Source organism: Pseudomonas sp. GW821-FHT04D07, assembly GCF_059420225.1.
The window spans coordinates 153,554-173,784 of the sequence record NZ_JBWKTH010000006.1; the positions used below are offsets into that span (position 1 = coordinate 153,554).

General features: G+C 63.2%; 22 protein-coding genes and 1 pseudogene. 15 read left to right on the forward strand and 8 right to left on the reverse strand.

The genetic code is table 11. The features are described 5' to 3' along the window. Nucleotides 1-5: 5 nt before the first annotated feature. The 3 genes from mreD to mreB form a co-directional block, all read right to left on the reverse strand. Nucleotides 6-494 (reverse strand): rod shape-determining protein MreD, encoded by a 489-nt coding sequence (mreD, locus tag AC07T0_RS10650; protein ID WP_218223558.1) that lies wholly within the window; start codon nucleotides 492-494, stop codon nucleotides 6-8. Then, the gene (gene mreC / locus AC07T0_RS10655; RefSeq protein ID WP_495001240.1) at nucleotides 494-1,582 is read right to left on the reverse strand and encodes a rod shape-determining protein MreC; all 1,089 of its coding nucleotides are present in this window, start codon (nucleotides 1,580-1,582) and stop codon (nucleotides 494-496) included. The genes mreD and mreC overlap by 1 nt, the downstream gene beginning before the upstream one ends. A 147-nt stretch (nucleotides 1,583-1,729) precedes the next feature. Further along, entirely contained in the window at nucleotides 1,730-2,767 is a 1,038-nt protein-coding gene (gene mreB, locus AC07T0_RS10660) for a rod shape-determining protein MreB (protein ID WP_002555108.1), read from the reverse strand. Nucleotides 2,768-3,023: 256 nt separating this feature from the next. Here mreB and gatC point away from each other — a divergent pair, with 256 nt between their 5' ends. From gatC to AC07T0_RS10690, 6 genes are all read left to right on the forward strand, one after another. Then, nucleotides 3,024-3,311, forward strand: coding sequence for an Asp-tRNA(Asn)/Glu-tRNA(Gln) amidotransferase subunit GatC (gene gatC, locus AC07T0_RS10665; protein WP_191485694.1), 288 nt, complete (start codon nucleotides 3,024-3,026; stop codon nucleotides 3,309-3,311). A gap of 16 nt (nucleotides 3,312-3,327) precedes the next feature. Beyond that, nucleotides 3,328-4,779, forward strand: coding sequence for an Asp-tRNA(Asn)/Glu-tRNA(Gln) amidotransferase subunit GatA (gene gatA, locus AC07T0_RS10670; RefSeq protein WP_495001140.1), 1,452 nt, complete (start codon nucleotides 3,328-3,330; stop codon nucleotides 4,777-4,779). A gap of 134 nt (nucleotides 4,780-4,913) precedes the next feature. Beyond that, nucleotides 4,914-6,374: an Asp-tRNA(Asn)/Glu-tRNA(Gln) amidotransferase subunit GatB gene (gatB, locus tag AC07T0_RS10675; RefSeq protein ID WP_495001141.1), complete on the forward strand. Its 1,461-nt coding sequence runs from the start codon at nucleotides 4,914-4,916 to the stop codon at nucleotides 6,372-6,374. Nucleotides 6,375-6,547: 173 nt separating this feature from the next. Next, nucleotides 6,548-6,919, forward strand: a complete 372-nt coding sequence (locus AC07T0_RS10680) for a septal ring lytic transglycosylase RlpA family protein (RefSeq protein WP_495001142.1) — start codon at nucleotides 6,548-6,550, stop codon at nucleotides 6,917-6,919. A gap of 49 nt (nucleotides 6,920-6,968) precedes the next feature. Then, complete coding sequence (locus AC07T0_RS10685; protein ID WP_495001241.1) at nucleotides 6,969-8,018, forward strand: calcium/sodium antiporter; 1,050 nt, start codon at nucleotides 6,969-6,971, stop codon at nucleotides 8,016-8,018. 11 nt (nucleotides 8,019-8,029) lie between these two features. Beyond that, entirely contained in the window at nucleotides 8,030-8,410 is a 381-nt protein-coding gene (locus AC07T0_RS10690) for a carboxymuconolactone decarboxylase family protein (protein WP_495001143.1), read from the forward strand. Between the two features lie 106 nt (nucleotides 8,411-8,516). On the opposite strand, the gene AC07T0_RS10695 is transcribed toward AC07T0_RS10690, so the two are convergent. The 3 genes from AC07T0_RS10695 to AC07T0_RS10705 all read right to left on the reverse strand — a co-directional run bounded on the left by AC07T0_RS10695 (nucleotide 8,517) and on the right by AC07T0_RS10705 (nucleotide 10,591). After that, nucleotides 8,517-9,458, reverse strand: coding sequence for an AEC family transporter (locus AC07T0_RS10695; RefSeq protein WP_495001144.1), 942 nt, complete (start codon nucleotides 9,456-9,458; stop codon nucleotides 8,517-8,519). 98 nt (nucleotides 9,459-9,556) lie between these two features. Further along, nucleotides 9,557-10,030, reverse strand: coding sequence for a WbuC family cupin fold metalloprotein (locus AC07T0_RS10700; protein WP_495001145.1), 474 nt, complete (start codon nucleotides 10,028-10,030; stop codon nucleotides 9,557-9,559). 3 nt (nucleotides 10,031-10,033) lie between these two features. After that, nucleotides 10,034-10,591, reverse strand: a complete 558-nt coding sequence (locus AC07T0_RS10705; protein WP_495001146.1) for a hypoxanthine-guanine phosphoribosyltransferase — start codon at nucleotides 10,589-10,591, stop codon at nucleotides 10,034-10,036. A gap of 163 nt (nucleotides 10,592-10,754) precedes the next feature. Here AC07T0_RS10705 and upp point away from each other — a divergent pair, with 163 nt between their 5' ends. Continuing rightward, nucleotides 10,755-11,393 carry a uracil phosphoribosyltransferase gene (upp, locus tag AC07T0_RS10710; RefSeq protein ID WP_495001147.1) on the forward strand — a complete coding sequence of 213 codons (639 nt, stop codon included), beginning with the start codon at nucleotides 10,755-10,757 and terminating at the stop codon, nucleotides 11,391-11,393. Between the two features lies 1 nt (nucleotide 11,394). Beyond that, nucleotides 11,395-12,669: a uracil-xanthine permease family protein gene (locus AC07T0_RS10715; RefSeq protein WP_495001148.1), complete on the forward strand. Its 1,275-nt coding sequence runs from the start codon at nucleotides 11,395-11,397 to the stop codon at nucleotides 12,667-12,669. A 129-nt stretch (nucleotides 12,670-12,798) separates the two neighbouring features. Here AC07T0_RS10715 and hemH read toward each other — a convergent pair whose 3' ends face one another. Next, nucleotides 12,799-13,824 carry a ferrochelatase gene (hemH, locus tag AC07T0_RS10720; RefSeq protein WP_495001149.1) on the reverse strand — a complete coding sequence of 342 codons (1,026 nt, stop codon included), beginning with the start codon at nucleotides 13,822-13,824 and terminating at the stop codon, nucleotides 12,799-12,801. A gap of 13 nt (nucleotides 13,825-13,837) precedes the next feature. Next, the gene (locus AC07T0_RS10725) at nucleotides 13,838-14,740 is read right to left on the reverse strand and encodes a TIGR01777 family oxidoreductase (protein ID WP_495001150.1); all 903 of its coding nucleotides are present in this window, start codon (nucleotides 14,738-14,740) and stop codon (nucleotides 13,838-13,840) included. 195 nt (nucleotides 14,741-14,935) lie between these two features. Here AC07T0_RS10725 and AC07T0_RS10730 point away from each other — a divergent pair, with 195 nt between their 5' ends. The 7 genes and pseudogenes from AC07T0_RS10730 (at nucleotide 14,936) to AC07T0_RS10760 (ending at nucleotide 20,177) form a co-directional block, all read left to right on the forward strand. Continuing rightward, nucleotides 14,936-15,922 carry an NAD(P)/FAD-dependent oxidoreductase gene (locus tag AC07T0_RS10730; RefSeq protein ID WP_495001151.1) on the forward strand — a complete coding sequence of 329 codons (987 nt, stop codon included), beginning with the start codon at nucleotides 14,936-14,938 and terminating at the stop codon, nucleotides 15,920-15,922. Beyond that, nucleotides 15,919-16,134, forward strand: a complete 216-nt coding sequence (locus AC07T0_RS10735) for a TIGR02450 family Trp-rich protein (protein ID WP_495001152.1) — start codon at nucleotides 15,919-15,921, stop codon at nucleotides 16,132-16,134. The genes AC07T0_RS10730 and AC07T0_RS10735 overlap by 4 nt, the downstream gene beginning before the upstream one ends. A 174-nt stretch (nucleotides 16,135-16,308) precedes the next feature. Continuing rightward, nucleotides 16,309-16,833: pseudogene (locus AC07T0_RS10740) on the forward strand (YbgA family protein); the annotation flags it as partial. Between the two features lies 1 nt (nucleotide 16,834). After that, the gene (locus AC07T0_RS10745) at nucleotides 16,835-17,758 is read left to right on the forward strand and encodes a MerR family transcriptional regulator (RefSeq protein ID WP_495001153.1); all 924 of its coding nucleotides are present in this window, start codon (nucleotides 16,835-16,837) and stop codon (nucleotides 17,756-17,758) included. Between the two features lie 29 nt (nucleotides 17,759-17,787). Continuing rightward, nucleotides 17,788-19,233: a deoxyribodipyrimidine photo-lyase gene (phrB, locus tag AC07T0_RS10750; protein WP_495001154.1), complete on the forward strand. Its 1,446-nt coding sequence runs from the start codon at nucleotides 17,788-17,790 to the stop codon at nucleotides 19,231-19,233. Beyond that, nucleotides 19,226-19,357 (forward strand): hypothetical protein, encoded by a 132-nt coding sequence (locus AC07T0_RS10755; RefSeq protein WP_495001155.1) that lies wholly within the window; start codon nucleotides 19,226-19,228, stop codon nucleotides 19,355-19,357. Before phrB ends, AC07T0_RS10755 begins: the two co-directional genes overlap by 8 nt. 37 nt (nucleotides 19,358-19,394) lie before the next feature. Then, nucleotides 19,395-20,177 (forward strand): SDR family NAD(P)-dependent oxidoreductase, encoded by a 783-nt coding sequence (locus AC07T0_RS10760; protein ID WP_495001156.1) that lies wholly within the window; start codon nucleotides 19,395-19,397, stop codon nucleotides 20,175-20,177. The last annotated feature ends 54 nt before the right edge of the window (nucleotides 20,178-20,231 follow it).

Consider the following 20,231-nt stretch of genomic DNA (forward strand, 5'->3'; position numbering starts at 1 on the left):
TCCCGTCAGTTGATTTTGTAGCGGCGCCGCAGTCCGCGCAGACCGAAGCTGACCCAAGGCCAGAGCAAGGCGCTGACCAGGGCCGGCAGCACCAGCGCCAGGGTCGGTTGGCGATTGCCGGTCAAGGCGCTGAGCCAGAGTTGCACCAACTGCGCCAGGCCGAAGATCACCAGGAGCACCAGGCTCTGTTGCCACATCGGGAACATCCGCAGACGTTGTTGCAGCGACAGCACGAGGAAAGTGATGAGGGTCAGGATCAATGCGTTCTGCCCCAGCAGGGTGCCGTAGAGCACGTCTTCGGCCAGACCCAGCAGGAACGCGGTGACCATGCCGATCTTGTGCGGCAGGTACAGCGCCCAGAACGCCAGCAACAGCGCCAGCCACAACGGGCGCAGGATCTCCATGAACTGTGGCAGCGGCGAAACGCTGAGCAACAGGCCGATGGCGAAGGTCAGCCAAACGATCCAGCCATTGCGGGAAAAGGTACCAGCCATTATTCCTCCGTCCGGGGGGCTGCCCGTGGCGCCGCTGGCGGTTTGCTGGCGGCGGGTTTGGCAGCGGTTGGCTTGACGGCATGGGCCGCCGGCTTGGCCGGGGTTGTCGGCGCAGCGGCAGCAGAGGCCGGTGCGGCCGGTTTGGCCGGGATCACTGGCGCGGCAGCCGGCTTGGGCACCGTGGCCGGCACTAGCGGCGCGCCGTCACCGCCCTGGCGTTCCGCTTCCTGGGCCTGGGCGGCTTCGTTGGCACGTTCTTCCGGGGTCCGGCTGTCGCTGAACACCAGCAACAGGTAACGGCTGCGGTTCAACGCAGCAGTCGGCACGGCGCGGACAATGGCGAAAGGCTGGCCGGAATCGTGGATCACTTCCTTGACCGTCGCCACCGGGTAGCCCGCCGGGAACCGCTGGCCCAGGCCGGAACTGACCAGCAGGTCGCCTTCCTTGATGTCAGCGGTGTCGGCCACGTGGCGCAGTTCCAGGCGCTCGGGATTGCCGGTACCGCTGGCAATCGCCCGCAGGCCGTTGCGGTTGACCTGCACCGGAATGCTGTGGGTGGTGTCGGTGAGCAGCAGCACGCGCGAGGTGTAGGGCATCAACTCGACCACCTGGCCCATCAGGCCACGGGCATCGAGCACCGGTTGGCCGAGAACCACGCCATCACGTTCACCCTTGTTGATGATGATGCGATGGGTAAAGGGGTTGGGGTCCATGCCGATCAGTTCGGCGACTTCGACCTTCTCGTTGACCAGCGCCGAGGAGTTGAGCAACTCGCGCAGGCGTACGTTCTGCTCGGTCAAGGCCGCGAGTTTTTGCAGGCGCCCTTGCAACAGCAGGTTTTCGGTCTGGAGTTTTTCATTTTCGGCGACCAGTTCGGTACGACTGCCGAACTGACTGGCCACACCTTGCCACAAACGTTGCGGCAGGTCGGTGACCCAGTACGACTCCATCAGTACCAGCGACATCTGGCTGCGTACCGGCTTGAGCAGCGTGAAACGGGCATCGACCACCATCAGCGCGACCGACAGCACGGCCAGCACCAACAAGCGCACGCCCAATGAGGGGCCTTTGGCAAAAAGCGGTTTAATGAGCCGCTCCTCCCAGGCAATGAGTCATTTTATTCATACGGCATCACACCGGCCTGGATGAAGTTGACAGAAGATAAACGCAACAGGCAGCACTGCAAATGCAAAGTGCTGCCTGCGCGCGGAACAGCATAGAGCTTCTCAGCGAACTTACTCGCTGGAAAGCAGATCCATGGTGTGCTTATCCATCATTTCCAGGGCGCGACCGCCGCCACGGGCGACGCAGGTCAGCGGGTCTTCGGCCACGATCACCGGCAGACCGGTTTCCTGGGCCAGCAGCTTGTCGAGGTCACGCAGCAAGGCGCCACCGCCGGTCAGCACCAGGCCACGCTCGGCGATGTCCGAGGCCAGTTCCGGAGGCGACTGCTCCAGGGCGCTCTTCACCGCCTGGACGATGGTCGCCAGGGATTCCTGCAGGGCTTCCAGGACTTCGTTGGAGTTCAGGGTAAAGGCACGTGGCACGCCTTCAGCCAGATTACGCCCGCGGACGTCGACTTCACGGACTTCGCCGCCTGGATAGGCAGTACCGATTTCCTGCTTGATGCGCTCGGCGGTGGATTCACCGATCAGGCTGCCGTAGTTGCGACGCACGTAGGTGATGATCGCTTCGTCGAAGCGGTCGCCGCCAACCCGTACGGATTCGGCATAGACCACGCCGTTCAGGGAGATCAGTGCGATTTCAGTGGTACCACCACCGATATCGACCACCATCGAACCACGGGCTTCTTCCACCGGCAGGCCGGCACCGATCGCAGCCGCCATCGGCTCTTCGATCAGGAACACTTCACGGGCACCGGCACCAAGGGCCGATTCACGGATGGCCCGACGCTCGACCTGGGTCGATTTGCACGGCACGCAGATCAGCACCCGAGGGCTGGGCTGCAGGAAGCTGTTTTCATGCACCTTGTTGATGAAGTACTGGAGCATCTTTTCGCAGACGCTGAAGTCGGCGATCACGCCGTCTTTCATCGGACGAATGGCCGCGATGTTGCCCGGCGTACGGCCGAGCATGCGCTTGGCCTCGGTGCCGACGGCGACGACGCTCTTCTGGTTGCCATGGGTGCGAATCGCAACAACCGATGGCTCATTCAGGACGATACCGCGCTCGCGCACGTAGATAAGGGTGTTGGCTGTGCCCAGGTCGATGGAGAGATCGCTGGAAAACATGCCACGCAGTTTCTTGAACATTGGAAAGGGACCCTGGGCAACGCGTGGGTAAAAAAGTGCGGCAAACTCTAACAACGACGGGGATTTTGGGCAAGGCGCCAATATGTTAAATTAGGCGTTTTTCCGAGCACCATCCCATACAATCGCGGCCATGTGACCGTAGAAATGCGGTAGTGTTCCGACAATCGTAAGTCGCGCCCGCACTTATTGACACTCTTTATTGTGTATTGCCTAACCGAACGGACCCCTTCCGTCCGGTTTTCCACTGGAGATCCCCATGGCGCTTGAACGCTCCGACGTGGAAAAAATCGCTCACCTGGCCCGCCTGGGCCTGGTCGAAGCCGATCTTCCACGCACCACCGAAGCCCTGAACAGCATTCTGGGCCTGGTCGACCAGATGCAGGCTGTCGATACCAGCGGCATCGAACCGCTTGCCCACCCTCTGGAAGCGAATCAGCGCCTGCGCGCCGACGTCGTCACCGAGCGAAATCACCGCGAGGCTTATCAGTCCATCGCGCCAGCGGTCGAAAACGGCCTGTACCTGGTTCCGAAAGTCATCGACTAAAGGGAAAGAGCCTGCAATGCATCAGATGACCCTGGCCGAGATCGCCCGTGGCCTCGCCGACAAGAAATTCTCCTCCGAAGAGCTGACCCGGACCCTGCTGGCGCGCATCGCCCAGCTCGACCCGCAGCTCAACAGTTTTATCAGCCTCACCGAGGACCTGGCCCTGAGCCAGGCCAAGGCCGCCGATGCCCGCCGTGCCGCTGGCGAGAACGCGGCCCTGCTCGGCGCGCCGATCGCCCACAAGGACCTGTTCTGCACCCAGGGCATTCGCACCAGCTGCGGCTCGAAGATGCTCGACAACTTCAAGGCGCCCTATGACGCCACCGTGGTTGCCAAGCTGGCCGCCGCCGGCACCGTGACCCTGGGCAAGACCAACATGGACGAATTCGCCATGGGTTCGGGCAACGAGTCGAGCTACTACGGCGTCGCCCGCAACCCGTGGAACCTGGCACACGTGCCGGGCGGTTCGTCTGGCGGTTCGGCCGCGGCAGTTGCCGCGCGCCTGCTGCCGGCCGCCACCGGCACCGACACCGGCGGATCGATCCGCCAGCCGGCGGCGCTGACCAACCTCACCGGGCTGAAACCGACCTACGGTCGTGTTTCGCGCTGGGGCATGATTGCCTACGCTTCCAGCCTCGACCAGGCTGGCCCGCTGGCCCGCAGCGCCGAAGACTGTGCCCTGCTGCTGCAAGGCATGGCCGGCTTCGACCCGCAGGACTCCACCAGCATCGACGAGCCGGTACCGGATTACTCCGCCAGCCTCGGCACCTCGATCCAGGGCCTGCGCATCGGCGTGCCGAAGGAATACTTCAGCGCCGGCCTCGACCCGCGCATCGCCGAACTGATCCAGGCGAGCATCAAGGAGCTTGAGAAACTGGGCGCGATCGTCAAGGAAATCAGCCTGCCGAACATGCAGCACGCGATTCCCGCGTACTACGTGATCGCCCCGGCGGAAGCCTCGTCGAACCTGTCGCGCTTTGATGGCGTGCGTTTCGGCTATCGCTGCGAAGATCCGAAAGACCTCACCGACCTGTACAAGCGCTCCCGTGGCGAAGGCTTCGGCGCGGAAGTCCAGCGGCGCATCCTGGTCGGTGCCTACGCGCTGTCGGCCGGCTACTACGACGCCTACTACCTGCAAGCACAGAAGATCCGTCGTCTGATCAAGAACGACTTCATGGCCGCCTTCAACGAGGTCGACGTCATCCTTGGCCCGACCACCCCGAACCCGGCGTGGAAGATCGGCGCGAAGAACAGCGACCCGGTCGCCGAGTACCTGGAAGATTTCTACACCGTCACCGCCAACCTCGCGGGCCTGCCGGGCCTGTCCATGCCGGCCGGTTTCGTCGACGGCCTGCCGGTGGGCGTGCAACTGCTGGCCCCGTATTTCCAGGAAGGCCGTCTGCTCAACGTTGCGCACCAGTATCAGCTCAACACTGACTGGCACACCCGCACACCCCAGGGGTTTTGAAGCTGCTGCGCTCGGTAATGCTGCGTTGAAAACTGACTCGTAATGCTCATTGACTAGAGTCAACTCCGCTTACTCGTCAGTTTTCGCCTTGCCTTACCTTCGCTCGCGACGTTTCAAAAAACCCTGGCAAGACTTTGAGGAATAACACCATGCAATGGGAAGTCGTGATCGGGCTGGAGATTCATACCCAGCTCGCCACCCAATCGAAGATTTTCTCCGGTAGTGCCACTACCTTCGGTTCCGAGCCGAACACCCAGGCGAGCCTGGTTGACCTGGGCATGCCCGGCGTCCTGCCGGTGCTGAACCAGGAAGCGGTGCGCATGGCGGTGAAATTCGGCCTGGCGATCGACGCCGAGATCGGCCAGCACAACGTGTTCGCGCGCAAGAACTACTTCTACCCGGACCTGCCCAAGGGCTACCAGATCAGCCAGATGGAACTGCCGATTGTCGGCAAGGGCCACCTGGACATCACCCTGGAAGACGGCACCGTCAAGCGCGTCGGGATTACTCGGGCGCACCTGGAAGAAGACGCCGGCAAGAGCCTGCACGAGGATTTCAGCGGCGCCACCGGCATCGACCTGAACCGTGCCGGCACGCCGCTGCTGGAAATCGTTTCCGAACCGGACATGCGCAACGCCAAGGAAGCCGTGGCCTACGTCAAGGCGATCCACGCCCTGGTGCGCTACCTGGGCATCTGCGACGGCAACATGGCCGAAGGCTCGCTGCGTTGCGACTGCAACGTCTCGGTCCGGCCCAAGGGCCAGGTCGAGTTCGGCACCCGCTGCGAGATCAAGAACGTCAACTCGTTCCGTTTTATCGAGAAGGCGATCAACACCGAAGTGCAGCGCCAGATCGAACTGATCGAGGACGGCGGCCGGGTGATCCAGCAGACCCGCCTGTACGACCCGAACAAGGACGAGACCCGTGCCATGCGCAGCAAGGAGGAAGCCAACGACTACCGTTACTTCCCCGATCCAGACCTGTTGCCGGTGGTCATTGAGGATGCCTTCCTCGATGAAGTCCGCGCGCAACTGCCGGAGCTGCCACCGCAGAAACGCGAGCGCTTCCAGGCACAGTTCGGCCTCTCGGTCTACGATGCCAGCGTGCTGGCTTCCAGCCGCGAGCAGGCGGACTACTTCGAAAAAGTCGTGAGCATCGGTGGCGACGCCAAGCTGGCGGCCAACTGGGTCATGGTCGAGCTCGGCAGCCTGCTGAACAAGCTGGGCGTGGACATCGACCAGGCACCGGTCACGGCCGAGCAACTGGGCGGCATGTTGCTGCGGATCACCGACAACACCATCTCCGGCAAGATCGCCAAGATGGTCTTCGAAGCCATGGCCAACGGCGAAGGCAGCGCGGACGAGGTGATCGAGGCCCGTGGACTGAAGCAGGTCACGGACAGCGGTGCCATCGAGAAGGTGCTGGACGAAGTGCTGGCGGCCAACGCCGAGCAGGTCGAGCAGTATCGGGCGGCGGATGAAGCCAAGCGCGGCAAGATGTTCGGCTTTTTTGTCGGCCAGGCGATGAAAGCCTCCAAGGGCAAGGCCAACCCGCAGCAAGTCAACGAACTGCTGAAAAGCAAGCTCGAAGGCTGATAGCGGTCAGGCTCTCAAGGGCGCTAAAAGCTTCGCGGGCAAGCTCCGCTCCCACAGGATCGAGTCGTACACAAAGTTTGTGTTCACCGTCGAACTGTAGGCGCCTGGCTTGCCAGCGATGAGGTCCTCAAGACCACTGCAAACCCCACAGGCAAACCGTTAGAGGACACCCGATGAAGCGTCTGCTCGCCGCCCTTGCCTTCCTCAGCCTGCTGGCCGGCTGCGCCAGCCACGACATCAACCCGCGCGGCTATGACGAAACCGGCATGGCCTCGTATTACGGCGCCAAACACCAGGGCAAACGCACCGCCAGCGGCGAACCCTTCAACCCGCATGCAATGACCGCCGCCCACCGCCAACTGCCCTTCGGCACCCGGGTCAAAGTCACCAACCTGGCCAACGACAAATCGGTCATAGTGCGCATCAACGATCGCGGCCCGCACACCCGTGGGCGCCTGATCGATCTTTCACGCGAAGCGGCCACCCAATTGGGTATGCTGCAAGGCGGCACTGCCCGCGTACGCATCCAAAGCCTCGACGACTGACCGCTGGAGCCCCGCCATTTTCGGATTGACCACCCTTCCCTGGCTAAGCCTGATTCAACTGAGCGGCGGCCTGTTGCTGCTGATCGTCGGCGCCGAACTGCTGGTGCGCGCCGCCGTGCGCCTGGCCGCGAGCCTGGGGGTCAGGCCGCTGCTGATCGGCCTGAGCGTCGTCGCCTTCGGCAGCAGCGCACCGCAGTTGGCGGTCAGCGTGCAGGCGGCCGCGGCCGAGAATGCCGATATTGCAGTGGGCAGCGTGATCGGCAGCAATATCTTCAATACCCTGGTCACCCTGGGCCTCTCGGCGCTGATTATACCGTTGCGGGTTTCGCGCCAGTTGATCCGCCTGGATATCCCGTTGATGATCCTCGCCAGCCTGCTGGTGTTCGGCCTCGCGTTCAATGAAGAATTGGGGCGCCTCGACGGCCTGGTGATGCTGGGCGCCTTCGCGCTGTACCTCGGCCTGCTGCTGCGCCAGTCCCGCCATCAGCACCGTGGCGCGCCGCCGCCCAGCGCCACACACAAATCCGCGCCCTGGCTGAGCAGCCTGGCGTGGATGGGCCTGGGCCTGGCACTGCTGGTGGTGGCCGGGCACCTGCTGCTGGACGCCGCCGTCGACGTGGCCACCGAGCTGGGCCTGTCCGAACGCATCATCGGCCTGACCGTGGTGGCGGTCGGCACCTCGCTGCCGCAACTGGCCACCTCGCTGATCGCCGCCATGCGCGGCCAGCGGGATATCGCCGTGGGCAATGTGATCGGTGGCAACCTGTTCAATCTGCTGGGGGTGCTCGGCCTCACCGCGCTGCTCGCCCCCACGCCGCTGTCGGTGTCGCCCAACGCCCTGGCCTTCGACCTGCCGGTGATGCTTGGCGTGGCCATGCTGTGCTGGCCGGTATTCTATTCCGGCTACCGCATCACCCGCGCCGAAGGCCTGTTGTTTCTGGGCTTGTATCTGGCCTACGGCCTGCACATGGTGTGGTTCACCACCGGCATGCCGATGGCGGACAGACTGGAACGCCTGATGCTGTTTTTCATCCTGCCGGCGCTGCTGGCGTACCTGCTGTTCAGTACGTTCAGGGCCTGGCGTCGCCAACACTCATAGGAGCTGCTGCAATGACCGATCAGAAGAAACCCGGTGTCGAGATGCGTCGTCAGGTCATGGGCGATGCGTTCGTCGATCGTGCCCTGGGCAATGCCAGCGAATTCAGCCAGCCGTTGCAGGACTTCGTCAACGAACATGCCTGGGGCAGTGTCTGGAATCGCGAAGGGTTGTCGTTGAAGACCCGCAGTCTGATTACCCTGGCGGCACTGACGGCGCTCAAGTGTCCGCAGGAGCTGAAAGGTCATGTACGCGGCGCCCTGAACAATGGCTGCACGGTGGAAGAAATTCGTGAGGCGCTGCTGCATTGCGCGGTGTATGCCGGGGTACCGGCGGCTATCGATGCGTTCCGCGCGGCCCAGGAAGTGATCGACGCCTACCAGAAGGCCGATTGACGACCTGTAGGAGCCAGCTTGCTGGCGATGAGGCCAGCGCGCCTTGCATCGCCTGATCGGCCGCTATCGCCAGCAAGCTGGCGCCTACAGGGGTCGGTGCCAGGCGTCAGATCCAGCCGCCCCACTGCAAAACAAAGATGCCGATGTTCGTCGTGATCGCCGCCATCAGGGTGGTGATCACGATAATCGCCGCCGCCAGCTCGTGATTGCCGTTGGCCGCCCGGGCCATGACGAAGCTGGCCGCGGCCGTCGGGCTGCCGAAGTAGAGAAACAGAATTCCCAATTCCGCCCCGCGAAAGCCGCAGAGCCAGGCACCCAGCGTCGACAGCAGGGGCATGCCGACCATCTTCACCAGGCTCGCGCTCAACGCCAGGTCGCCGCTTTTACGCAACGCCGCCAGGGACAAGGTGCCGCCAATGCAGATCAACGCCAGCGGCAGGGTCATCTGCGCCAGATAATTACCGGAGGTCTCCAGCCAGCCGGGCAAGCTGATCTGAAAATAGGCAAAGGGCGCCGCCACGATCACGCTGATGATCAGTGGATTACTCAGCACACTCTTGAAGATGCTCCAGGGATCGGACTTGATCACCGGACTGTAGACCGCCAGGACAATGGTCGACAGGGTGTTGTAGAACAGGATCACCAGGGCCGCGAGAATCGCCCCCAGGGAAATCCCGTAGGCGCCGTACATGCTCGCCGCCAGGGCCAGGCCGATCACCCCGTTATTGCCGCGAAAGGCACCCTGGGTATAGATCCCGCGATCGATCTCGGGGCAACGCCAGATAGCCCAACCCCAGGCGCCGGCAAAGCCCACCAGGGTGGCGACGGAGAAATACCCCAGGACCTTGGGCTGCAGCGCCGCATGCAGGTCGGCATGGAGGATGCCGAGAAACAGCAGCGCCGGCATGGTGACGTTGAACACCAGTGCCGAGGCCGTGTGGATAAAGCTGTCGTTGATCCAGCCCACGCGCTTGAGCGCCACGCCCAGGAACAACATGGCGAAGACGGGGGCGGTGATGGTCAAGATACCGAGAAAGATGGCCAGCATGCCCAGGGAACCCGTTGCCTGTCGTTAGGTGGCTAATGATACGGCAAAATCGCCCGTCTGCCCGTCCAAAGGTGCGCGATCGAGCGAAAGCCACGTGCTCAATCGAACTGCGCGCGCATCCAGGCCTGGTACGCGGCGACCTCGGCTTCGCCCTCGCGAGGTGCCCAGCTCGCCATCTCGCCCTCACCCACCGGGCGATACGGGCCGGCCTTGCACTCGAACATCACGCTGTCGGCTTCCAGCACCACCAGGCCATGGAACACCCCGGCTGGCAGGTCGACACCCGGACAATCACCGCCGGCCTGCAAGACACGCTTGTCCAACAGCGACCCCGCCTCATCGAACACCAGCAGGCCCAGGCGCCCCTTGAGCACCAGCAAGGTTTCCGCCTTGTCGGCACTCAGGTGTCGGTGCGGGGCTATATAGGTACTGGGTTGCAAGCCGACAGCCAGGCGATGGCACGGCTCGTCCATCTGGTGAAAATTGTGATGAACCCGGCCACGGGGGCTCGCCGCGGCCTTATCGGCCAACTCAGCGAACAAACCGGCATCGAGAAAGCTCGGCGCGCCCATCCCTTACATCCCCTTGACGGCGTAGATGCCGGCGGCGTTGCGCCAGTAGCCCTTGTAATCCATGCCGTAGCCGAAGATATAGCGGTCGACGCACGGCAGGCCGACGTAGTCCGCCTTGAGGTCTGGACGGGCCTTGCGGTCGTGCTCCTTGTCGATCAATACGGCGGTGTGCACGCGGCGCGCCCCGGCGTGTGTGCAGAAATCGATGATCGCGCCCAGGGTGTGCCCTTCATCGAGGATGTCATCGATGATCAGCACATCGCGGTCAATAAACGAGACTTCCGGCTTGGCTTTCCAGAACAGTTCGCCGCCGCTGGTTTCGTTGCGGTAGCGGGTCGCGTGCAGGTACGAGGCTTCCAGCGGGAAGTCCAGGTGGGTCATCAGCTTGCCGCAGAAGATCAGGCCGCCGTTCATCACGCAGAACAGCACCGGGTTGCTCTCGGCCAGCTCGGCGTTGATCTGCGCGCCGACACGGGCGATGGCCGCTTCGACTTCGGCGTTGCTGTACAGGCAGTCGGCTTCGCGCATGACTTGACGGATATGCTCGAGATCAACGGACATGGCGCTCTCCAAAAGGCGGCTTGTGTAAGAAAAGCGGGCAAAGGTACGCACCCGGCGCGACCAGATCAAGGGTTTCTGGACTAACGTACTGCGGGTCTATAGGACAACAACTACGGATAGATTAATCTAAGCCGTTTTTTGCCCGCCGTCGGAGCCTATTCCCATGCCCATCCGTGAGATCCGCCACCCGTTGATCCGCCACAAGCTCGGCCTGATGCGCCGCGCTGACATTAGCACGAAGAACTTCCGTGAGCTCGCTCAGGAAGTCGGAGCGTTGCTGACCTACGAGGCGACCAAGGACCTGCCCCTGGAAACCTACGAAATCCAGGGCTGGTGCGGTACTGTCCAGGTCGAGAAGATCGCCGGCAAGAAGATTACCGTGGTGCCGATCCTGCGCGCCGGTATCGGCATGCTCGAAGGCGTACTCAGCCTGATCCCGGGCGCCAAGGTCAGCGCCGTGGGCGTGGCCCGCAACGAGGAAACCCTCGAAGCCCACACCTACCTGGAAAAACTGGTACCGGAAATCGACGAACGCCTGGCGATGATCATCGACCCGATGCTCGCCACCGGCGGTTCGATGGTCGCGACCATCGACCTGCTGAAGAAAGCCGGTTGCAAGGACATCCGTGCGATGGTCCTGGTGGCGGCGCCAGAGGGGATTGCTGCCGTTGAGAAAGCGCACCCGGACGTGACCATCTACACCGCCTCCATCGACGAAAAGCTCAACGAGCACGGCTATATCATTCCGGGCCTGGGCGATGCCGGTGACAAGATCTTCGGCACCAAGCAGAAGGACGCCTGACATGCAGGATGAGTTCAACGACCCGCTCTGGCGCACGGTACTGTCTGGCGCGCAAATGCTTTTCGTGGCCTTTGGCGCCCTGGTGTTGATGCCGCTGATTACCGGCCTCGACCCGAACGTCGCGCTGTTCACGGCGGGCCTGGGGACTCTGTTGTTCCAGGTGGTGACCGGGCGTCAGGTGCCGGTGTTCCTTGCTTCGAGCTTTGCCTTTATTACCCCGATCATCCTCGCCAAGGGCCAGTTCGGCCTGGCGGCGACCATGGGTGGGGTAATGGCGGCCGGCTTCGTCTACACCTTCCTCGGCCTGGCGGTGAAGATCAAGGGCACCGGTTTCATCGATCGGCTGCTGCCACCGGTGGTGATCGGCCCGGTGATCATCTCCATCGGCCTGGCCATGGCGCCGATTGCCGCGAACATGGCAATGGGCAAGGCCGGCGACGGCAGCGAACTGATTCATTACCAGACCGCCATGCTGATCTCGATGCCAGCGCTGCTGACCACCCTGATCGTGGCCGTGTTCGGCAAGGGCATTTTTCGCCTGGTGCCGATCATCTCCGGGGTCCTGGTCGGGTTTGCCATGTCGTTCTATTTCGGTGTGGTCGACACGGCGAAGATCGCCGCCGCCGCCTGGTTCGCCCTGCCGCACTTCACCGCACCGGCATTCAACTGGCAGGCGATCCTGTTCATTGTCCCGGTGGCGCTGGCGCCGGCCATCGAACATATCGGCGGGGTGATCGCGGTGGGCAGCGTGACCGGTCGCGACTACCTGAAGAAGCCGGGCCTGCACCGCACCTTGCTCGGTGACGGTATCGCCACCACGGCGGCCGGCCTGTTCGGTGGCCCGCCCAACACCACCTACGCCGAAGTGACCGGCGCGGTGATGCTGACCAAGAACTACAACCCAAAAATCATGACCTGGGCGGCGATCTTTGCCATCAGCCTGGCGTTTATCGGCAAGTTCGGTGCGTTGTTGCAGAGCATTCCGGTGCCGGTGATGGGTGGGATTCTTTGTCTGCTGTTCGGCTCGATTGCGGCGGTGGGGATGAACACCCTGATTCGCCACAAGATCGACCTGGGCGAGGCGCGCAATCTGGTGATTGTGTCGGTGACCCTGGTGTTCGGTATCGGCGGTGTGTTGGTGGGCACTGGCACCGGGCCGGATGACTTCGGCCTCAAGGGCATCGCGCTGTGCGCCGTGGTGGCGATTGCGCTGAACCTGCTGCTGCCGGGTAATGACGGTTGGAAAAACAAGAAGGCGGAGGAGCCGTTGTTGTAAGGCTATCCGCTGCTGTTGTGGGAGCCGGCTTGCCGGCGATGGTAGCGACGCGGTGTCCTGTCAGACCGCGTCGCCTGGATCGCCGGCAAGCCGGCTCCTACAGGATCGTGGCGTTTTCGAGATTTGCGTTTACAGGGCCAGCGGCGCCCGCTCGCACAAGGTGTTCAACGCCGTCGCCCATTGCGGCTCATCGTTCAAACACGGCACCAGCACCAACTCCGCGCCCCCCGCCGCGACAAACTGCTCGCGCCCGCGATCACCGATCTCCTCCAGCGTCTCGATGCAATCAGCGACAAACGCCGGGCACATCACCAGCAGCTTCTTCACCCCGGCCTTGGCCAGTTCATCCAACCGCGCCTCGGTATAGGGTTCGATCCACTTCGCCCGCCCCAACCGCGACTGGAACGACACCGACCACTGCCCGTCCGCCAAGCCCATGCGCTCGGCAAACGCCGCCGCCGTGCGCAGGCACTGGGCGCGGTAGCAGGTGGAGAGCAGCGCCGGCGAGGCATTCTTGCAGCAATCCACATCCTTGAAACAATGACTGCCGCTGGGGTCGAGCTTGGTCAGGTGGCGCTCCGGCAAGCCATGGAAACTCAGCAGCAAGTGATCAAATCCCTGGGCCAGATAAGGCTGGGCGCTGGTCACCAGGGCATCGAGGTATTCCGGCTGGTCGTAGAACGGCTGCAGGATGGCAAACGCCACGTCGAGCTTGCGCTCGCGCACCACCCGCCGGGCTTCTTCAATCACCGTGGTCACGGTGCTGTCGGCGAACTGCGGATACAGCGGCGCCAAGGTCACCCTGCGGATGCCTTGCTTGGCCAGGCGGGTCAGCACCGTCTCAAGCGACGGCTCGCCATAACGCATCGCCAGTTCCACCGGGCCCTGGGTCCACTGAGCGGTCATCTGCTGCTGCAAACGACGGCTGAGCACCACCAGCGGCGAGCCCTCCTCCCACCAGATCGAGGCGTAGGCATGCGCCGACTGCTCCGGGCGTTTGATCAGAATCAGCGACACCAGCAGGCGCCGGACCGGCCAGGGCAGATCGATCACATAGGGATCCATCAGGAATTGATTGAGGTAGCTGCGCACGTCCGCTACCGAAGTGGAAGCCGGAGAACCCAGGTTGACCAGAAGCAAAGCGTGATCGGTCATGCAACGTCCTATTTCAGAGGCGGCCCGAGAGATCGTCGAGGGCCGCTGGCAGATCGTTAAACTGAAAAACAAATCCCGCCGCCAACAACCGGGCCGGCGTCACGCGCTGGCCGCCGAGCAGCAACAGCGACAGTTCACCCAGGCCCAGGCGCAGGACAAAGGCCGGCAGCGGGATCAGCGCCGGGCGATGCAGGACCTTGCCCAACGCCTTGGCGAACGTCTTGTTGCGAACCGGCTTTGGCGCGCAGGCATTATAGGGACCCCGCGCATCACTGCGATGCAGAAGAAAATCAATCGCGGCGATTTGATCGCGCACATGAATCCACGGCATCCACTGCCGACCGTTGCCGATCGGGCCGCCCAGCCCCAGTTTGAACGGCAGCAGCAGGCGCGACAAAAAGCCGCCCTCGGCCGCCAGCACCAGGCCGGTTCGCACCAGCACCACGCGAATCCCCAGGGCCTCGGCGCGCTGCGCGGTTTCTTCCCAGGCAATCGACAGGCGACTGGCGAAATCCTCGCTGACCGGCGGCGAATCCTCGGTCAGTTCACGCTCACCACCATCGCCGTACCAGCCGACCGCCGAACCGGAAATCAATACCGCGGGACGCTGCTCGCGACCTTCCAGCCAGGCCAGTAGGGTTTCCGTCAGCTGGATCCGACTGCTCCAGAGCAAAGCCTTGCGCCTGTGGCTCCAGAGCCGGTCGGCAATCGGCGCGCCGGCCAGGTTGATCACCGCGTCCAGCGGCTCGCCGGCCAATTCCTCGAGATGCCGCACACCACGCACCTTCGCGCCGCACAAACGCGCCACCTGCTCCGGCCGACGACTCCAGACAGTCAGGCGATGCCCCTGCGTCAACCAGTAATCACACAGTTGACGTCCGATCAAACCAGTACCGCCGGTCAGCAATATGTGCATGAGTGCGTCCTCGCGTAACGTTTTGTCGAGAGCGTTAGTCTATTTTTAAAACAGGGCTCTTTTCTCACGACAGAAATGTGTTTTAACAATAGGACAGTGTGAACCGACAGGCAGGTCGCAACCTATACCAAAAAACAAGATTGTACAGGTTTTGCTGACGGCGTAGTCTGTGCTGACAGGTAACGAGGCCCACCCATGACTGTACCTATCGCAATAATCGGAGCCGGCATCGCCGGGCTCTCGGCCGCCCGGACATTGCACGACGCCGGGTATTCCATCGAAATCTTCGACAAGAGTCGCGGCAGCGGTGGGCGCATGTCCAGCAAGCGCAGCGATGCCGGTGCACTGGATCTGGGTGCGCAGTACTTCACCGCCCGCGACCGTCGCTTCGTCAAGGAAGTCCAACGCTGGCAGGGTGAGGGCTGGGTTGCCGAATGGGACCCGCAGCTCTACAACTTCCAGAACGGCCAGTTGAGCCTGTCGCCGGACGAGCAGACCCGCTGGGTCGGCACGCCGCGCATGAGCGCGATTACCCGCGGCTTGCTCGGCCACCTCCAGGCGCATTTCAGCTGCCGGATCACCGAGGTGTTCCGCGGCGAACAGCATTGGCACCTGCAGGATGCCGAAGGCTACACCCACGGTCCGTTCAGCCAGGTAATCATTGCCACCCCCGCGCCCCAGGCCACCGCGCTGCTGGCCGCCGCGCCGAAACTCGCCGGGGCCGCCGCCAGCGTGCAGATGGAGCCGACCTGGGCCATCGCCCTGGCCTTCGACACGCCGCTGGAGACGCCGATGGAAGGCTGCTTCGTGCAGGACAGCCCGCTCGACTGGCTGGCCCGCAACCGCAGCAAGCCGGAGCGCGACAACCAGCTCGACACCTGGGTCCTGCACGCCACCAGCACCTGGAGCAAGCAGCACCTGGACCTGCCCAAGGAGGCCGTGATCGAGCAGTTGCACGGCGCCTTCGCCGAGCTGCTGCACGCCAGCATGCCGGCCCCGGTCTTCACCCTCGCCCACCGCTGGCTCTATGCCCGTCCGGCCGGCGCACGGGAATGGGGGGCGCTGGCCGATGCCGACCTGGGCCTGTACGTGTGTGGCGACTGGTGCCTGTCCGGGCGCGTCGAAGGCGCCTGGCTCAGCGGTCAGGAAGCCGCCCGGCGCTTGATGGAACACCTGGGTTGAAACGCATCAACCCGTGCAAGCTGCTGCTGTCGAAATGGACGGCAGCCCGCCCCCAGAACCGGGAAAAACATTTCCTGGTCACCGAACTGTTTCGCGATGAACAAGGCACTGTGCTCGAAGTCGAGCTGCAAGCGGTGATGAGTCAACGCAACCAACGTCTGAGTTGGACCCAACTGAAAGATACCGCGACCTGGCAGATGGGTTGGCGATAAGCGCAGCCAAATCCTGTACAAATAATTTGACTTGTACAACATAGAGCCTATGATGAAACTTAGTTGTACAAGAACACTTTTCTGTACAAGTATTTCTTCTGGAGGTTCTCCATGCCTTTCACCCGCGAGTTGCCGTGCAAACCCAGAATCGCCGTCAGCGCCTGCCTGATGGGTATCGAGGCGGAAGAAGACTGCCGGCTGGACAATGCGGTTCTGCGGGAAAATTTCCTGACCCGGGTCGTCGCCTACACGGCCTGGCAGGTGCTGCGCCAAGCCGGCCTCACGCGACGCGCTCTGACCGAGTTCCACGCCCGCTACAAATACCTGCTGATGGCCCATGACCCGTTGCAGTACAAGGTGCTCGGCCAGTTGCTGGGGAACATGGGCAACGGTGATGCGCACACCGTCGGCCCGCGTTATTTCAGCCAGTTGATGGCGGCCCTGAAAAAATGCGCGACCCGCCGCACCCATACCAATGTCCTGCAACACCTCAGCGGCTACCTGAAGCGGAGCCTGAGCAGCGCGGACAAACAGGAAATGCTCCAGGTCATCAGCCAGTACCGCCAAGGCATCGTGCCACTGGTGGTGCCGCTGACCCTGCTCAAGCAACACTTCCGTCAACACCCCGATCCCTACATCGCCCGCCAGGTGTACCTGCAACCGCACCCGGAAAACCTCAGTCTGCGTCATGCCCTCTGACATGAGCGACGCCCCTGAAGCGCCCGTCGACTACGCCAGCGCCCTGGAACAGGGCTGGTTGCCCATTCGCGAAGTGGCCCGGCAAACCGGCGTCAACGCCGTGACCCTGCGGGCCTGGGAACGTCGCTATGGCCTGGTGGTGCCGCACCGGACCGCCAAGGGCCATCGGTTGTTTGGTGCCGAGCACGTGCAACGGATCCAGGCCATCGTCACCTGGCTCAATCGCGGGGTCGCGGTCAGCCAGATCAAGCAACTGCTCGATAGCGGCCCGGCACTGGCCGAACCGCCCGCCAACGACTGGCAGGCCTTGCGCCAAGACCTGGTCCAGGCCATCAGCCAATTGGCCGAGCGCCAGGTCGATGACCGTTTCAACCAGGCCATGTCGTTATACCCGCCGCGCACCTTGTGCGAGCAATTGCTGCTGCCACTGCTGGCGGAACTCGAGCAACGCTGGCGGGGCTCGTTCGGCGGGCAGATGGAGCGAACGTTCTTCTACACCTGGCTGCGCAGCAAGCTGGGCGCGCGGGTCTATCACAATAACCGGCAACTCAAGGGCGCACCGATCTTGCTGGTCAACCATTCGGATCTGCCCATGGAGCCGCACCTGTGGCTGACCGCCTGGCTGGTGAGCAGCGCCAACTGCCCGGTGGAAGTCTTCGATTGGCCCTTGCCGCCCAACGAACTGGCGCTGGCCACCGAGCACCTCAAAAGCCGCGCGGTGCTGCTGTATTCGAGCAAGGCCATGAGCCTGGCGGCCCTGCCGAAGCTGCTGGGGGGTATCCACTGTCCGATCCTGATTGCCGGACCCACGGTGTGCATCCATTTCGCCGAGTTGTCCGTAAGCCCCCAGAAGCGCGCTGACATGACCCTGGCCGAAGACCCGTTGTCCGCGTACCAGAGCCTGACCCGGCTCGGACTGATCTAGCGCCCTCGCCCATGACACAAGGAATGGCTATGCAACTGCTCTGGCTGCGCAGCGATCTGCGCCAGCATGACAACACCGCCCTGGCCGCTGCCGCCGGGCAAGGACCGACGGTCGCCGTTTACCTGATAACGCCCGGGCAATGGCGGCGGCATGACGATGCGGCGTGCAAGGTCGACTTCTGGCTGCGTAACCTGCAGGCCCTGAGCAAGGCCCTGGCGACGCTGAATATCCCGCTGTTGATTCGCCATGCCCCAACCTGGGAGCGGGTGCCCGAGGTGCTGGGCAACCTGTGCCAGTCGCTGAAGATCGCCGCCATGCACGTCAACGAAGAATATGGCGTTCACGAAAGCCGCCGCGATCAAGCCGTGGCGCGCACCCTTGAAGCGCAGGGCGTGAACTTCCACAGCCACCTGGATCAGCTGTTCTTCAAGCCCGGCAGCGTACTGACCCGTAACGGCACCTACTTCCAGGTTTTCAGCCAGTTCCGCAAGGTCTGCTACAGCCGCCTGCACAGTGCCTTGCCGCGCCTGATCAATACGCCCAGGGCCCAGGCAGCGCTGGCGCTCGAAGCCGATCCGGTGCCCTGCGAGGTTGAAGGGTTCGTCCCCCCCAGCCAGACCCTGCGCGACCTCTGGCCCGCCGGCGAGGACGAGGCCCGGCGACGCCTGACAACCTTCGCCGAGCAGCAGATCGACGATTACCAGAGCGAACGGGATTTCCCGGCCAAACCCGGCACCAGCCAACTCTCCGCCTACCTCGCCGCCGGCGTGATCTCGCCCCGCCAGTGCCTGCACGCAGCCCTGCAAGGCAATCAGGGCGAGTTCGACAGCGGCAGTCCCGGCGCCATCACCTGGATCAACGAACTGCTCTGGCGCGAGTTCTACAAACACATCCTGGTCGGCTATCCGCGGGTCTCGAAGCAGCGCGCCTTCCGCCCGGAAACCGAAGCCCTGGCCTGGCGCCAGGCCCCGGAAGAACTGGCGGCCTGGCAGGAGGCGCGCACCGGCCTGCCAATCATCGATGCGGCCATGCGCCAATTGCTCGAAACCGGCTGGATGCACAACCGCCTGCGGATGGTGGTGGCGATGTTCCTGACCAAGAACCTGCTGATCGACTGGCGCGAAGGCGAACGCTTCTTCATGCGCCACCTGATCGACGGCGATCTGGCGGCCAACAATGGCGGCTGGCAATGGAGCGCCTCCACCGGCACCGATGCGGCGCCCTACTTCCGGATTTTCAACCCGCTGAGCCAATCGGAAAAATTCGACCGCGAAGGGCTGTTTATCAAGCGCTGGCTACCGGAACTGGCCGGCCTGAACAAAAAGGCTGTGCATAACCCGGCGACACTCGGCGACCTGTTCGGCCTGGCGAGTTATCCACAGCCCATGGTCGATCTGGGCCACAGTCGCGAGCGCGCCCTCGCCGCCTTCAGGCAGCTGCCACAACGACTGGAAACTGGAGGTGTCTATGAGTGAGTTCCTGCAAACTGTCGTCCGGATGTACGCCGCCGGTGATCGGCAATACAACTTTCACGGACTGGATCACGTTCGTGAAGGCCAGGTGTATCAGCGCCGATACATGAGCTATCGTCATCCATGACTGGCCAAGGGACGGTCTGATTGAAAAGGAGACTGGGATGCGCATTACACCTCCACGACGTGTCTGGCTCACGGGTGCCAGCAGTGGCATCGGCGCGGCCATCGCCGAAGTCCTGCTCAAGACCGGTGTCCACCTGGCCGTCAGTGCCCGCAGCCTCAAACCGCTGCAAGCCCTCGAAAAACGTTACCCCGAACAGCTCCTGCAGGTGCCCGGCGACCTCACCGACAGCCAGCAAGTCCGCGAAATCGGCGAGCGCATCAGCCAGGTCTGGGGCTCCCTGGACACGGTGATTCTCAACGCCGGCACCTGTGAGTATGTCGATGCCCAGGCCTTTGATGCTTCGATCATCGAGCGGGTGGTGCGGACCAACCTGCTGGCCAGCAGCTACTGCATCGAAGCCGCCTTGCCGCTACTGCGCACCGGCCACCAGCCGCACCTGGTGGGCCTCGCCAGTTCGGTCACCTTCCTGCCGCTGCCACGGGCCGAAGCCTACGGCGCGTCAAAGGCCGGAATGCGCTATCTGTTCGAATCCCTGCGCGTCGACCTGGCCCACGAAGGCATCGCCGTGACCGTGGTCAGCCCCGGTTTCGTCGATACCCCGCTGCCCCGGAAAAATGACTTCCCCATGCCGTTGCGCTGGTCGGCCGAGCAAGCCGCCGAGCATATCTGCGAAAAGCTCAGGCAGCGGCCCCTGGAAATTGCCTTTCCGGCGCTGTTCATGAGCGGGCTCTGGCCTCTCTCGCGCCAGCCCAAACAGCAGCAACTGGCCATCAGCCAACGCAAGGCCCGCGATTCCGCCCCGTACAAAGACCCGCCATGAAACTTGAGCCGGCAGGGCCGCGTCCTCGCGAAAGGCGCGGGTGTCCAGCACCCA